This is a genomic window from Cuneatibacter sp. NSJ-177 (genome assembly GCF_022867805.1).
GTDB lineage: Bacteria > Bacillota > Clostridia > Lachnospirales > Lachnospiraceae > Pseudolachnospira.
On record NZ_JALIFO010000006.1, the window covers coordinates 626,303 to 639,969 of the forward strand.

Consider the following 13,667-nt stretch of genomic DNA (forward strand, 5'->3'; position numbering starts at 1 on the left):
TTATTTTATTTCAAGCCTTGGGAATAGGTTCCGAAACAGAAGCGAAGAAATAAGGTTTTTGCTCTTTCTTTCGAAAAAAGGAGATTTTTATTTTAAAGGATCGGTATTTGGAAATGAAAACCAAGGATTCGACGCTTGCAATTTGCATTGTTTAAATGTATAATTATACTAAATTAACGTATAAATTCTCTGCGCTTCGATAAGGCAGGGCCAGGGCAAGAAGCAGGAGGCAGCATGACTTCCAAGGAAAAGAAAGATGGCAAAGATGCCAATAGCATGAAAATGACGCGGCGGGAAGCGATATTAAAGTTGATCGCAAGCGAAAAGATAGCAACGCAGAACGAGCTCTCCAAGCGGTTGGAGGAGGAAGGCTTTCCGGTAACGCAGGCCACGATTTCCAGGGACATCCGGGAACTGCGTCTGGTAAAGACAGCCAACAGCGACGGAGGCTATCATTATGAGGTCGGGAAACCTTCGGGGAAATATCACGCGCCGCATAAATTTTATTCCATCTATCAGGCTGCGGTGCGGGATGTGGATTCGGCTCAGAATCTGGTGGTGATTCACAGCGATACAGGAATGGCTCAAGCGGTCTGTGCAACCATGGACGCGATGGAGTGGCCGGGAGTACTCGGTACAATCGCGGGCGATGATACGGTATTAGTGGTAACCAGAGATGAAGCGTGCGCCATGGAGTTGGTGCAGACCTTAAGAGAAATTCAAAAGGGGCAGTAAAAAAGATTCGTTTGATTTGTCAAAAAGCCGTGTCAAGCGGTACAATAAGGAGGGGCTGTATGAAGTTAGGCTTTATCGGGACGGGAATTATCAGCAGCGCGTTGGTGACCGGTTTCTGTGAAAGCGGCCGGGACGTGTCCGTACTTGTGTCTCCCAGAACGAAAGAACGGGCGGAAGCCTTGCGGGATCGATATCCAGATCAGGTGCGGATCGCCTTGGAGAATCAACAGATTGTGGACGAATCGGAATGGATTTTTTTAGCCGTGCTTCCGCAGCAGGCCATGAAGGTTTTGGAGGAGCTGCATTTTGGCCCGGAGAAGAAACTGATCAGCCTGGTTCCCTCCCTGGATATGGAGGAAGCGTCGAAGCTGACGGGACCGCTGGCTGTGTTTGCGGACGTGGTTCCGCTTCCCTTTGCAGCGAAGCGGATCGGCCCGGTGGTGTTATATCCGCCGGTTCCGGAGGTGAAAGAACTGCTTTCCATCCTGGGTACGGTTGTAGAAGCTGAGACGCGGGAGCAAATGTCGATCCTGCGCACTTCGACGGCCTTGATGAGCCCTTATTACATGCTCTTGAGTAAAGTGGTATCCTGGTGCGAGTCCAAAGGACTTAAGGAAGAGAAGGCGAGGACTTATTTAACTTCCTATTGGGGAGCTTTGTCCCAGATGGCGGCGGAATTCCCAGGGCCTTTGGATGAATTGGCGAGGGAAGCGACTCCGGGGGGCCTGAACTGGCAGGCGCTGAATGATCTGGAAGAGAAAGGGGCGCTCGACGAGTGGCAGAAGGTTCTGGATCCGGTTTTAGAGCGCGTCAGAAAGAAGTAGGATAGGTATAGCAGATGGAAGAGGAACAAGAAGAGATTGTCAGCGGATATTGCCGGGCCTGGAATCAGAGCCGAACGGTTGTCTGCGAGTACCGGGAAAGCAGAGAAGGGATTTTGTTGGTGACGGACTGCGATTATCCTAACTGTGTACACAGCGGGAGCTGTGAGGTAATAAAGAAGGTCCGTCAGGACGTATAGGATAAGCGGATCTGGCCGGGCGGAAGAAACGAGAGTAACGATTGAATGCGGTTTAGCCGCAAGATCTATCAGGGATGCTGGGAAGGAAAAAGCCGGTTCCAGCGTCCCTTTTTATTACACAAGAATCTTCCGAAGGGGATTTTCTCGTTGTTTGAGCGCGGGAACCAAAGGGAGCATGGATTGAGGGCGGTTTCAGAATAACGATTGACAGGAGTGAGAAGATTTGAAAAGTTCCGAAGCACAGCGAAAAGGAAGAGGGATGGCATCTGACGAAGACGTCAGTTCGATGGCGGATTTATCGGTGGAAGAGTGGATCGGAATCCTGCATGGCAGCGAGCCGGTAAAAAGGACTGCCGCCGCGGTTTGTCTTGGTTCTGCCGTCGGTCAGGCAGACGGCGAATTGCTGGCGCAGCTGTCAAAGGAGACATGCCTTTATACTCGCCTCGCCATCTGCGAGAGCCTGGAACGCGGGGGGAGGGAGACGGCAAGGAAGATGGCTGCCAGCCTGGGAAAGATCGGGAGCAATCAGCACAAAAAACTTCCGGCACGGGTATCGGCAAAGAAATCTTTTCCTCTGCCCAGGGACCTGATGGCCCGCAGCCTGGGAAAAATGGATACTTCGGTTTTTCCTGTGCTGCTGGAAGTCCTGGAGAAAGGTAAAACCGAACAGATCTTAGAATGCCTGGACGCGGTCGGCTATCTGGCTTTCTATCACCGAGAATTGGATACAGAGGAAAATGGCAGGAAAGTCATGTCCGTCTCCGACAGGCTGGGGGATAATCCGATGATTCAATGGAAATTGATTTTGTGCCTGTCTGCTTTTTCCTGCTGGGAGAGCAGATCCTACTTATCCCGATTTGCGGGGGAGCCTTCGATCCTGGGGGAGGAAGCCAGGCGCTCCCTTCACATTTTGGAAAGCCGCCCGTCCGATATAGTTTGACATTTTTTGGCGAATACGCTAGAATGAAAAATAGCTTCAGGATGAAGCAAAGTTCGGGCTACCGTCGTTTTATGAGCGGCGGAGGAGCGCATTAAAAAGAAATGGAATGTGATAGGTGCCTGTGTTCTTTCATCGCACAGGAGAATAGGGAAGCGGGTGAAATTCCTGCACGGTCGCGCCGCTGTAAAAGGCAGGGACATTCAAAAAGCCACTGGGTAACCGGGAAGGCGAATGTTCGGGATGCCTTGAGTCAGAAGACCTGCCTGTCACATGAAATTGGCATTCAGTTACGAACGATGGCTGGGTGTTGGGCAGAAAAAAGCGTGCCTGCTTTTTATGTCCGGACGCCTGCTGACGCAGGCTTTTTTTTCGGCCGGAGATCGGGTCGGCCTCCGCCGTAAAATCAGGTGAAAGGAGAAAAAAATGACCAAACTGCAAAAGAAATTTGTCTTTGCGGCCGGCGCACTGGCGGTGCTGGTCGGATTCTCGCCCTCGGTGCAGGCCATGCACATCATGGAGGGATATCTGCCGGGAGGCTACTGTGTGCTCTGGGGAGCCCTTTGCCTGCCGTTTTTAATCGCGGGTTTTTTCTCGATTCGGAAAAAACTCAATGAGAACCGCCGGTCCTTGACGGTTCTGGCAATGGCCGGCGCCTTTATCTTCGTGATTTCCTCGCTGAAGATTCCTTCGGTAACCGGAAGCTGCTCCCACATGACCGGAACTGGGCTGGGCGCAATTTTATTTGGACCTGCCGCGGTCAGCATTCTCGGCATCATTGTCCTGCTGTTTCAGGCGATCCTGCTGGCCCATGGCGGGCTGACCACCCTTGGAGCCAATACCTTTTCCATGGCGATTGCCGGACCGCTGGTCTCTTTTGGTGTGTATCAGCTTTGCCGGAAGTTAAAGGTAAACCGGTTGGTGGGAATCTTTCTGGCGGCGTTTCTTGGGGATCTGTTTACCTACTGCGTGACGGCCGGACAGCTCGCGATCGCTCACCACGCCGATACCACGTTTTTCGGCGCGCTTGGGGAATTCATGCTGGTATTTGCGCCGACTCAGCTGCCGCTCGCCGTCATTGAAGGACTGCTGACCGTCGTTGTCATGATGGCGCTGGAAAACTATGCCAAGCCGGAGCTGAAGGCAATCGGCTTTTTGAAATAAGGAGGGGGAAAAATGAAAAAAATTGTAATCACATTGTTGATTGCCTGTGTGCTGATTGCTTTTATCCCGCTCTTTGCCAAGAAAGACGGCGAATTCGGCGGATCCGACGACGCGGGCAGCACGGTGGTGGAAGAAGTACATTCCGGATATGAACCCTGGGCGACCCCGATCTTAGAAAAGATTCTGGGCCGGGAACTTCCTGGTGAGGTGGAAAGCCTGTTTTTCTGCCTTCAGACCGGAATCGGCGTCGGTATCATTGCATTTATCATGGGACGCCTGGTAGAGCGTAAAAAATGGATGAAGGAAGAAGGGGCGGAATGATTGCCATTGATAAGCTTTGCTATCAATCCAAGCTACGCTATGAAAACGCCGGAGTGAAATTTGCATTTGCAGGGGCTACGCTTTTGATCTGCGTGGTGAGTCGTTCGCCTGTCATTGCAGGGATCACGCTGGCGGTCAATGGGATTCTCACCGTATACAAGGGGGGAATCCCCCTTTTTCGTTATTTGAAATATTTGACGCTTCCCTTGGCTTTCTTGATTTTCAGTACGATTGCGATCCTGGTACGATACCGGGAGATCCCTCTCGATCTTTTTGCGATTCCAATTGGAAACCATTATCTGACGGGCAGTTGGAATTCTCTGAAATATGCAGGGCAATTGATTTTTACTGCGTTGGCAGCGGTTTCCTGCCTCTATTTCCTATCCTTCCACACCCCGATGCCGGATATTTTAAATGTTCTGCGCGCCATGCACTGCCCGCGCATCTTGATCGAACTGATGCTTTTGATTTACCGGTATATCTTTGTTCTGCTGGACACGGCGTCCGCGATCACCACGGCGCAGCACAGCAGGCTGGGGAACCGGAACTACCGGACCTCCCTGAAATCGTTTGGAAATATGGTCTCGGTTCTTTTTATCCGTGCGATGAAACGCTCCGGCGCTCTCTATGATGCTATGGAGGCCCGCTGCTATGACGGGGAGATCCGGGTTTTGAAGGAAAATTACCCACCGCGGAAAAAAGCGATTGCCGCGGTGATTTTATATGAGGCGGCTCTGCTTTTGATCTGGCTGCTGGAGAGAGGATGATTCACATGAAAGATGTTGTGATAAAAGCGGAGGATATTTATTTTTCCTATGACGATGAGAAATCGCATTCCCTGAACGGGCTTTCTCTGGAGATTGAGCGCGGAAGAAAAGTGGCGGTTATGGGGGCCAACGGTTCCGGAAAATCCACGTTTTTCCTGACCTGCAATGGCATTCACCAGCCTTCCCGCGGAACTTTGTATCTGGACGGCAAACCCATTGCCTACAACCGAAAGGGCCTATTGGAGGCCCGCAAAAAGGTGGGGATCGTCTTTCAGGATCCGGACAACCAGCTTTTTTCCGCCAGCGTCTATCAGGAAATTTCTTTTGGGATTCTCAATCTGGGAGCCGGGGAGGCGGATGCGGAAAAAGCCGTGGAGCAGGTGATCGAAGAACTGGAAATCTCACCGTTTCGCCATAAGCCGACCCATGCGTTAAGCGGGGGGCAAAAAAAGCAAGTGTCGATTGCCGACATCCTGGTCATGGACCCGGAAATCATCATATTCGACGAACCGGCGGCCGCGCTGGACCCCAAACACAGCCGCATGGTCCGCGGGATTGTGGACCGGCTGTCCGAGAGAGGGATCACGATTCTGATTTCCACCCACGATGTGGATTTTGCTATGGACTGGGCGGATGAGGTTTTGCTGTTTCACGAAGGCAAGGTGAAAATGCACGGATCGCCGGAGCAGGTGTTCTCCAATCCTTCGGTGCTGGCTCAGACAAACTTGGAGCAGCCCGCCTGTCTCCAGCTTTTTGACAGCTTGTGTAAAAAAGGCATTTTGAGCGCATCCCTCCCGGTTCCCCGGAATCTGAAAATACTGGAGACCTACATCGAGCAGATTCAGGACCGGGCTTATCGGGGAAATGCAGGGGAGAAGAGGGAGCGGAAACAGGCAATCCTGGCGGTCAGCTTCGGCACCACCTGTGAGGAGGCCAGAAAATCAGCGATTGAAGCGGTAGAACAGGAGTTTTCGGAGGCGTTCCCCGGCTGGCCGGTCTACCGTGCCTGGACCAGCGGGATCATCCGCCGGAAACTTCGGGAACGGGAAGGGCTCCTCATCGACAGTGTGCCGGAGGCCATGGAACGGATGCGGGCGGACGGGATCACCGATGTGCTGATCCAGCCGACCCATATGGTCAATGGCATCGAAAATGAGAGGATGAAGGCGGACGCCCTAGCCCGACAGGAGGAGTTTCTCTCCCTTACTTTTGGAGAACCTCTTCTTTCCGGCACGGCGGATTGTGAGGCTGTGATCCGCGCAGTGCAGGAGGGATTTTCATCCCTTTCCAGGGACGAGGCGCTGGTACTGATGGGACACGGCACCACGCATCACGCGAATTCCGTCTATGCGGCGCTGGACTATCAGTTTAAAAACTCCGGAAGTCCCAATGTCTATCTGGGGACGGTGGAGGCATACCCGTCGATGGAGACGATTCTCAGCATGCTGAGGGAAGCGCGCCCCACCCGCATCACGCTTGCCCCGTTTATGATCGTGGCGGGGGAACATGCCAGAAATGATATGGCGGGGGAAGGAGAGGAATCCTGGAAAAAACGGCTGGAGAAGGAAGGCTTTGAGGTCGCCTGCGTGATGAAGGGGCTGGGAGAGTATCCGGCGGTCCGCAAGCTCCTGGTCCGCCATCTGAAGGAAGCCTGGAACCTTCTTCATTTATCCTGACAAAATATACTCCGTTCTGCGAAAATCTGCGCACACATGCGTGGGACAGCGAACTCTTTCTTATAAAAAGCAGACTCCCAACCAGACGGCCGTTTCTTAACGGAACGGTTTGCTGGTTGGGAGTCTGCTTTTTTGGTGAACGGTATTGGATTTTATGTTTATTTTAGGAAGCCGTTGACAATCTGAGCTTCTGCTTCCTGTTCGGTTAGACCTAGGGTCATCAGCTTTATGATCTGTTCCCCGGCGATCTTTCCGATTGCAGCTTCGTGGATCAGGGCGGCATCCGGGTTGTTGGCAGTGATCTCCGGGATGGAGCTGACCTTGGCGTTGTCCATGATAATGGAATCACACTCGGTATGTCCGGCACATTTGGCATTTCCATAGATCTTTGCGATAAAGGTCTGAGTGGAATCCTCTTTAGCCACGGAACGGGAGAGGATATTGGCGCTGGAGCCGTCCCCGTTGAGGTTGGCGATGATTTCACTGACGGCGTCCTGTGTTCCGTGGGTCAGGAGGCGCTCTTTGATCACCAGTTTCGCATCGGCGGCCAGATCCACGGCGGTGCTCCGCTTCGTGGAGTCCACGCCTTTGATCTGAACCATCTCCATCTCCATGTATCCGCCTTCTTCCATATGGACCTCGGTGGTCGGATTCATGATGCGCTTCCCGCGGCCGTCGCCGCTTCCGTAATGCTTCTCAACATATTTTACTCTGGAATTTTTTCCGACAAAGAAACGGTGAATGCCGTCGTGCTGGGACGCCGCGTCGCCGCCGTTGTGGATGCCGCAGCCTGCTACGATCGTCACGTCGCAGTCCTCGCCGATATAAAAATCATTGTAAACCATTTCGGTAAGCCCGCTCTGGCTCAGCACCACAGGGATATGCACACTTTCTTTTTTTGTGTGCGGTTTAATATGAATATCAATGCCGGTCCCGTCTTCCTTGGAGACGATCTCGATGTGGGCCGTGTTGTGGCGGGTCGCCAGCTGGCCATTGGCCCGGATATTAAACGCGCCTTCGGGAACCTCATGCAGCCCCGCAATCTCTTCCAACAGGCGCAGTTGAATTTCGTCTATTCCCTGCATTTATTTGTCCTCCTGATAAAACTTGCATGCGTCCACAGCGGAAGCGGTTCCTAGGATTTCCGGCAGAATCCGGTCCTTTGGCCCTTCTTTGGTCACTTGTCCGTCTGCGATCACCACGATGCGGTCTGCAATATTCAAGATGCGCTCCTGATGCGAGATGATCATGATGGATCCCTGGGTCTGTCTGCGCATTTTTTCAAAGACCTGTATCAGGTTCTGGAAGCTCCAAAGGTCGATACCGGCTTCCGGTTCGTCAAAGACCGAAAGCCTGCTGCCTCTGGCCAGTACGGTGGCGATCTCGATTCTCTTGAGTTCTCCTCCGGAGAGGCTGGAGTTCACTTCCCGGTTAATATAATCCTTGGCGCAAAGGCCCACCTCGGAGAGATATTCGCAAGCGTCGGCGGGAGCTAATTTTTTCTTGGCTGCCAGGCGGATCAGATCCAGGACCTGAACCCCCTTAAAGCGCACCGGCTGCTGAAAGGCAAAGCTAATCCCCATGTTGGCGCGCTCGGTGATGTTTTTTTCCGTGATGTCCACGCCGTCAAAGTAAATACGGCCGGAGGTCGGTTTTTCAATCCCTGCAATCAGCCGGGCCAGGGTGGATTTTCCTCCGCCGTTGGGGCCGGTGATTACCAGAAATTGATTGTCTTCGATCTTCAGACTAATGTTCCGGATGATGCCGATTTCTCCCTTTTCCGCCGGCACGTCAAAGGAAATATTTTCTAGCGTAAGCAATGGTAATCCTCCTTGTAAGTTCGGAACGGCTGCCCGTCCGGGATAAAAAGAATTTCGCTCTGCGAAATTTTGCGCCGCAAATGCGTCGCGTCAGCGACATCTTCCTTTGCATTTGCGTGTGCTTCCTTAGCGGAGCGTTTTTTTGTTTGATAGAAATTCCTATCAAACAAAAAAGGTGCTATACTGCGCCCTGAGGGAGAAATCCCCTAATTTCACAGTATAGCACAGGTGAGTCGCGCTGGGCAAGGTTTTCCCGGCGTTATTTCTTTATTTTTCGTCAGAGTTTTGTTTGTTTTAGAAAAATAGGCGGAATTTCTCACGGCCTCTTTCCGGCAGATTTCCTTCCGGCTACTTTTTGTACAAAATCCGGATGGAATTCAGCACACAGAGCATGGCGACGCCGCTGTCGGCAAATACGGCCATCCACATGGATGCTTCTCCGGCGAGCCCCAAAACCATGACCAGTGCTTTGACGATTAGGGCAAAGACAACGTTCTGCACGGAGATCCGGCTGGTCGCCTTGGCAATCTGGAGCGCCTGGGGAATTGCACTCAGGCGGGAGGTCATAAAGACGGCGTCGGCGGCCTCAATGGCAGCATCGGCTCCGCTGCCCATGGCGGCGCCCACATCGGCTCCGGCCAGAACCGGCGCGTCATTGATGCCATCCCCGATAAACATGACCGGGCCATAAGTTTTCCGGACTTCCTGCAAAGCCGAAAGTTTTTCCTCCGGAAGCAGACGGGATCGGTAGCTGTCAACACCGGTTTCCTTTGCCACGCGGGCTGCGCCTTCTTCCGTGTCGCCGGTCAGCATAACGGTCTTAAATCCGTCCGCCCGCAGCCTTGCGATGGCAGCGGCGGAATCTTCCTTTAGCTGATCGGAGATGAGGAGCCGCCCCGCATAGGCGCCGTCTCTCGCCAATAACACTTCACTGCCGGAAGGATCCGAGAGTGACGGGTAGGGAATCTGTTTCATCTCCAGGAGACGCCGGTTACCGCAGAGCACTTCGGAGCCTTGAATGCGCGCCAGAATGCCTTTTCCGGCGATTTCTTCTATGTTTTCCGGCGTTGCCGGGGATATGCCCCTTTCAGCTGCGGCGTCGCGGATACTTTGGCCGATGGGGTGCGTAGAGGAAGTCTCGCAGGCAGCGGCCAGGCCAAGGAGCTCCTGCTCGGAAATTCCGGCCGCTGCTTCACAGGAGCGCAGAGCAAAGGTTCCTTCGGTGATGGTTCCGGTCTTATCCATGACAATGGCTTTTACCCTCCGCATTGCTTCCAGGGAAAGCCCTCCTTTAAAAAGGATCCCCCTCTTGGAACCTGCTCCGATTCCGGAAAAGAAGGCCAGGGGTACGCTGAGCACCAGGGCGCAGGGGCAGCTGATGACCAGGAACGTCAAAGCCGTGTACACCCAGTAATTCCAGTCTCCTGTGAGGAAAGAGGGGATGAGGGCGGTGCCAAGCGCCAACAACAGGACAATAGGCGTGTAAACTCTGGCAAAGCGGGTGATGAAACGTTCCATCTGCGGTTTGCCGGCAGCAGCATTTTCTACAGATTCCAGAATACGGCTGACCATAGATTCGGAAAGCGGCTTTTCTACCTGAATCTTTAAAAGCCCCGAAGTGTTGACACAGCCGGAAAGAATGGAAGATCCCGGCGCTACGGCAACCGGTACCGGCTCGCCGGTGATCGGCGAGGTGTCCAGCCGGCTTTCGCCCTCCACAACCGTGCCGTCCAGCGGAATACGGTCTCCGGGACGCACCAGAAGGAGGTCTCCGGGAACCGCATCTTCAGCGGCAATGGTCTCTGTGCGGCCGTTTTCCAGGCGCTGCACGGTTTCCGGGCGAAGATCGGCGGCGTCCATGATCTGCTTTCTGCTCCGTTCCACCGCGCGTTCTTCGAAATATTCACCGATCCGGTAAAAAAGCATAACGCCGACGGCTTCGCCGAATTCCTGGATCACAAAGGCTCCCAGGGTGGCGACGCTCATCAAAAAGTTTTCGTCAAAAATTTTACCGTGGAGCAGATTCGTTCCGGCCGTCTTTAGAATCGGCGCGCCGAGAACCAGATAAGCAACCAGGAACAGGATGAAGGAGAGTGTGGAATGAAATTCCGTCAGTTCCCCGGCGATAAATAAAACGGCTCCTGCAATCAATGCGGTCAGTGGATGAGCCAGGAGCTTCCGAAGAGAAAAAGAAGTTTTCCCGCCAGCAGCCTGCTCTTTCAATTCCCGCCGGTCTCCTGAGTGGCTCTCGGAGAAGCGGTCTCCGGCCTGCTTGCTGTTTTCCGGAGAGGGCCCCTGCTTCTCGCCGTGTTCGTGCGCGTGATTCAAATGACCGGCGGCGTTTTCGGATGAGGAAGGGCGTCCGCCTTTTTTCTGGGTGATCACCACGCCCGGCTCCGCCGCCTCGGCCACTGCCTGAATCTTTGAGAGCAAAGCATCCGGATCCTCGGCGGTAATGCGGAGCTGATTAGTGGCAAAGGTTAAGACTGCTTCCTGAACTTCCGGTATTTGATTGATCTTACGCTCAATGTTGGCAGCGCAGTTGGCGCAGTCGATATTGTAAATGTAATAGACCTTTTTTACCAGAGAAGCGCCGTCACCGTGCGAATGCCCCTGCTCCCCGTCATGGCTGGCATGCGGATGATTCTGTTCCGGCTCATGAGGATGCTCGTGATCGTGGCCGCAGCCACAGTCGGAATGGTGATGCGGATGTTCGTGCTCATGGCCGCAGTCACAGTCGGAATGCTCGTGGTGATGCTCATGGTCATGGCCGCAGTCACAGTCGGAATGTCCATGTTCCTGTTCTATTTCACAGGCGGAATTTTCTGGATGGCTGTGTGCGTGGGCAGGAGCCGGAGGGCGGCGTTCCCGCTTAGGGGTGATAGTCACGCCAGGTTCGACGGCTTCTGCAAGCGCCTGGATTTTGGGAAGCAGTGCGTCCGGGTCTTCAGCGGTAATACGGAGCTGTTTGGTGGCAAAGGTTAAGATTGCTTCCTGGACCTCAGGCATTTGGTTGATTTTATGCTCAATTTTGGCGGCGCAGTTGGCACAGTCAATGGATTGGATGTAGTAAACTTTTTTTTCCATAAAATCTCTCCTCACTGGAATATGAATATATGAATTCTTGTTCATATAATAATATATATAAATCGCTTTGTCAATAGGAAAGAGAGAAAAAATGAGTCTTGAAATGATTTTTGACGGAACAAGAAAAATGATTTTCTTTTCTGGTATGATATGGTATAATGTCGCCAGACATTATACCGGCCCGAAGCGGAGCGATACTATGTCGGAGACATAGTATCATGAGAACACTTGGTCAGAATCCGTTGAGCTCAGGGAGAATGGCCGTGTCGTGTCGGAGGGGAATCGTTTCGTGAGAGTTTTATCGGCCTAAGTGGGAGAGAAACTCTGCAAGCCGAATGGAAAATCACCAAAGTGGGAGGCCCCCTCATTTCAGCGAATCATTTAGTTTTCTTAGGTTGCGCAGAAAAGCGAAAAATTATTTCCAGTAATCTACAAAGATCTTTCCTCGAATCGGAGTATATGTTATAATATCGAAAGACATTCAAAGGATACCCGCCGGCCTGCGGCAGAACATGGCGAGGCGTGTGGTATCATGGCTGAAAAGCGGCTGCTTTGCGCTTTTTAGTTAGAACGAAGAAAGACTCGCCCGCAAGGGTGAGGAAGGGGAGTACACATGAAGAAATGGTTTCGATGCGTATTGTTTCTTTGCGTCGGATTGCTCCTTGCGGGCAGTACGCTGGTCTATGCAGAGCCGGCTGCGGATCCGCTTTGGACAATAGCCGGAGAGAAGGTAGACCCACCTGAGGTCAATTCTCCGACAGCAATTTTGATTGACAAAAAGACAGGCGTGATCCTGTATCAAAAAGACGCCAACACTGCATACCATCCAGCCAGCATTACAAAGGTCATGACAGCACTGTTGACTTTAGAAAATTGCTCTATGGATGAAACGGTGAAATTTTCTTACCGCGCAACCCACGAATTGGAAGACGGCGCGACGCATATCGCCAGAACAGAAGACGAAGAAATGTGTGTCAAGGATTGCCTCTACGCGCTTCTTCTGGCGTCCGCCAACGAGGTGGCTCAGGCTCTGGCGGAGCACATTTCGGGAACCATCGAAGATTTCGGCGTAAAGATGACGGAGCGGGCCAAAGAACTGGGCTGCACCAACACCAGTTTTAAAAATCCTTCCGGCCTGAATGACGAGGATCATTTTACCACGGCCCATGATATGGCAATTATTATGAGGCAAGCTTTAAATACGCCGGGATTCCTGGAAATTGATTCTACGACAGTCTATGAAATTCCTCCCACGAATAAACATTCGGAAAGTACCTGGGTGGCGACGAAACATCCTCTTTTAAAGGGCGGGGACACTCCCTACGACTATGCTATCGCGGGTAAAACCGGTTATACGCAGATCGCGGGAAATTCTCTGGTGACCTACGCAAAAAAAGACGACGCAGAGCTGATCTGTGTTATCATGAACAGTCAAAAAGGCAACCGGTCCAGCGATACGAAGAATTTGTTTGAATATGGCTTTAACAATTTTACCTGGTATTCGATGGCGGATGACGCAAGGCAGCGTTTGGCAGAAGGGTCCGACGCGGACGGACCTCAGGTTGAATACACGGTCGCGGAAGAGGATGCTTGGGTGGTTCTGCCGAATTCGGTAAAGCCGGAAAACCTGACGGCAAAGGTCGAACAGACGGAAGGAGCGGACGGCTTTTCTGGAACCATAGCTTATAGCATCAATGGAGAAAAGGCCGGAGCGGTTCATTTCTCCGGTACGGTTCAGCAACCGGTTACGCAGGCAACAGAGCCGGAGACAACGACGCAGGCCCCGGAATCTGAGTCGGAAGGCGGATTTTCTTGGATGAAGATTTTAATGTGGGTTGGAATCGGTCTTGCCGTACTTCTTGTGGCATTCGGGATCTTTTTTGTGGCGTATAACTGGCAGCAGATCAAGCACAGACGCCGTTCCCGCAGCCGCTATAAGAGAAAGCGCCGTCGCCGCCGCTGGTAATTCATCATCCGCAAAGGCGCGCTTATTTTTGGGGTTTCCCATCGGACGGACTTACAAGGGCCAAAGGATGCAAAACTGGATGAAATAGGATCAGCCGCCGGCTGATTGTCAAAATAGGGAGCTGCAAAAAGAATTGTAACTTTTTGCAGCTCCCTTGGCGTTCACTGGCTTTT

General features: G+C 52.6%; 12 protein-coding genes and 1 riboswitch. Of the genes, 9 read left to right on the top strand and 3 right to left on the bottom strand.

Annotated elements, in window-relative coordinates; translation table 11 throughout:
* The first annotated feature begins 234 nt into the window (after positions 1–234).
* From argR to MUB23_RS19845, 8 genes are all read left to right on the top strand, one after another.
* Positions 235–735, top strand: a complete 501-nt coding sequence (gene argR, locus MUB23_RS10820) for an arginine repressor (protein WP_244800498.1) — start codon at positions 235–237, stop codon at positions 733–735.
* A 59-nt stretch (positions 736–794) separates the two neighbouring features.
* Positions 795–1,559 (top strand): NAD(P)-binding domain-containing protein, encoded by a 765-nt coding sequence (locus tag MUB23_RS10825; protein WP_244800499.1) that lies wholly within the window; start codon positions 795–797, stop codon positions 1,557–1,559.
* A gap of 14 nt (positions 1,560–1,573) precedes the next feature.
* Complete coding sequence (locus tag MUB23_RS10830) at positions 1,574–1,756, top strand: ubiquinone biosynthesis protein UbiE (protein ID WP_244800500.1); 183 nt, start codon at positions 1,574–1,576, stop codon at positions 1,754–1,756.
* 259 nt (positions 1,757–2,015) lie between these two features.
* On the top strand, positions 2,016–2,696 hold the full coding sequence (locus MUB23_RS10835) for a hypothetical protein (RefSeq protein ID WP_244800501.1): 681 nt from the start codon (positions 2,016–2,018) through the stop codon (positions 2,694–2,696).
* Positions 2,697–2,792: 96 nt separating this feature from the next.
* Positions 2,793–2,977, top strand: a riboswitch (cobalamin riboswitch).
* 142 nt (positions 2,978–3,119) lie between these two features.
* The gene (locus MUB23_RS10840; protein ID WP_244800502.1) at positions 3,120–3,857 is read left to right on the top strand and encodes an energy-coupling factor ABC transporter permease; all 738 of its coding nucleotides are present in this window, start codon (positions 3,120–3,122) and stop codon (positions 3,855–3,857) included.
* A 12-nt stretch (positions 3,858–3,869) separates the two neighbouring features.
* Complete coding sequence (locus MUB23_RS10845) at positions 3,870–4,178, top strand: energy-coupling factor ABC transporter substrate-binding protein (protein ID WP_244800503.1); 309 nt, start codon at positions 3,870–3,872, stop codon at positions 4,176–4,178.
* The gene (gene cbiQ, locus MUB23_RS10850; RefSeq protein WP_244800504.1) at positions 4,175–4,945 is read left to right on the top strand and encodes a cobalt ECF transporter T component CbiQ; all 771 of its coding nucleotides are present in this window, start codon (positions 4,175–4,177) and stop codon (positions 4,943–4,945) included. Before MUB23_RS10845 ends, cbiQ begins: the two co-directional genes overlap by 4 nt.
* 5 nt (positions 4,946–4,950) lie before the next feature.
* Positions 4,951–6,621 (top strand): sirohydrochlorin cobaltochelatase, encoded by a 1,671-nt coding sequence (locus tag MUB23_RS19845; RefSeq protein WP_330641855.1) that lies wholly within the window; start codon positions 4,951–4,953, stop codon positions 6,619–6,621.
* 158 nt (positions 6,622–6,779) lie between these two features.
* On the opposite strand, the gene MUB23_RS10865 is transcribed toward MUB23_RS19845, so the two are convergent.
* The 3 genes from MUB23_RS10865 to MUB23_RS10875 form a co-directional block, all read right to left on the bottom strand.
* Positions 6,780–7,706: a SufB/SufD family protein gene (locus MUB23_RS10865; protein WP_244800505.1), complete on the bottom strand. Its 927-nt coding sequence runs from the start codon at positions 7,704–7,706 to the stop codon at positions 6,780–6,782.
* Positions 7,707–8,441 (bottom strand): ABC transporter ATP-binding protein, encoded by a 735-nt coding sequence (locus MUB23_RS10870; protein WP_244800506.1) that lies wholly within the window; start codon positions 8,439–8,441, stop codon positions 7,707–7,709.
* Between the two features lie 348 nt (positions 8,442–8,789).
* A complete protein-coding gene (locus MUB23_RS10875) occupies positions 8,790–11,528 on the bottom strand; it encodes a heavy metal translocating P-type ATPase (RefSeq protein WP_244800507.1) in 2,739 nt (912 codons plus the stop codon).
* A gap of 613 nt (positions 11,529–12,141) precedes the next feature.
* On the opposite strand from MUB23_RS10875, the gene MUB23_RS10880 reads away from it, so the two are divergent.
* Positions 12,142–13,494, top strand: a complete 1,353-nt coding sequence (locus MUB23_RS10880; protein WP_244800508.1) for a D-alanyl-D-alanine carboxypeptidase family protein — start codon at positions 12,142–12,144, stop codon at positions 13,492–13,494.
* The last annotated feature ends 173 nt before the right edge of the window (positions 13,495–13,667 follow it).